Annotated in this window: 2 protein-coding genes; both read left to right on the top strand. The window is 59.8% G+C overall.

The genetic code is table 11. From position 1 onward, the window contains the following. The first annotated feature begins 108 nt into the window (after nt 1-108). Nucleotides 109-630: a T6SS immunity phospholipase A1-binding lipoprotein Tli1-KP gene (tli1, locus tag N438_RS27420; protein WP_110243157.1), complete on the top strand. Its 522-nt coding sequence runs from the start codon at nt 109-111 to the stop codon at nt 628-630. 68 nt (nt 631-698) lie between these two features. Continuing rightward, nucleotides 699-1166: T6SS immunity phospholipase A1-binding lipoprotein Tli1-KP (gene tli1, locus N438_RS27415; RefSeq protein WP_133246609.1), on the top strand; the 468-nt coding region annotated here is incomplete at its 3' end.

The raw sequence follows: 1166 nt of genomic DNA, 5'->3' as shown, positions 1-1166 counted from the left end.
GCAACTGGCGCGGGGGCAAGCCGCGCTGCCGGCCAGCTGGCTGGAGGACGTTCTGACGACAACGGTCTGAACGCGGATAAGGAGGATCCGATGAACAGGGAGAGTCCGATGAAATCTGCATTAATCAGCCCGCTGCTGGCGGGTCTGCTGCTGTTAACCGGCTGCGCACAGCCAGCCGCCCGGGCCGGCGGCGGCACCATTGACGCCATCAACCACACCAAATGGGCGATCAACCACTTCAGTATCAACGGCCAGTCGGGCATTGATTCAATAGGTCCGTTCCAGGGTGGCGGTGGCGGCTGTTGCTTCAGCGTGCCCGCCCGCTGGGCGCCGGGTATGACGGTGCGCGTTGACTGGGAAACCGGGCAGGGTTCATCCGCGGGTTTCCCGGGGTTTGCCGACAGGGCTAAATATAAAGCCTGGATAGCAGACATTGATGCCCAAAAACGCCAGCACAGCAAAACCGTCCCGCTGCCCGACTATAACGGCCAGGATGTGTGCGGCATTACGGTGCACTTTTTACCCTGCGATGACGTGAAGGTGACCACCAGCTGTTACACCTACGGCAGTCCGTCCTACCCGATAAAAGAGCCCGTCAGGATGAAGGAGCCGGCCGTCTGTCCGAAGTAGCTCGCCTTCGTTTATTCAGGCTGGCATCACCCTCACTTAATCACCCTCAAACCGACAGGGAGAGTCCGATGAAATTTGCATTAATCAGCCCGCTGCTGGCGGGTCTGCTGCTGTTAACCGGCTGCGCGCAGCCTGCCGCACAGGCCGGAGGCGGCGGTGGCGGCACAATAAAAGCCATCAACCACACAAAATGGGCAATCAACCACTTCAGTATCAATGGCCAGTCGGGCATCGATTCAATAGGCCCGTTTCAGGGGGGCGGAGGCGGCTGCTGCTTCAGCGTGCCCGCCCGCTGGACGCCGGGTATGACGGTGCGCGTTGAATGGGAAACCGGGCAGGGTTCATCCGCGGGTTTCCCGGGGTTTGCTGATGAGGCGAAATACCTTGCCTGGAAAAAAGGGATTGATGCCCAAAAGAGGCAGCACAGCAAAACCGTTCCGCTGCCCGACTATAACGGCCAGGATGTGTGCGGCATTACGGTGCACTTTTTACCCTGCGATGACGTGAAGGTGACCACCAGCTGCTGGTCACCGAGA

Source organism: Klebsiella sp. GL120222-02, assembly GCF_003097195.1.
GTDB classification, from domain to species: Bacteria; Pseudomonadota; Gammaproteobacteria; order Enterobacterales; family Enterobacteriaceae; genus Klebsiella; species Klebsiella variicola.
This window is presented reverse-complemented; position numbering and strand designations above follow the sequence as displayed.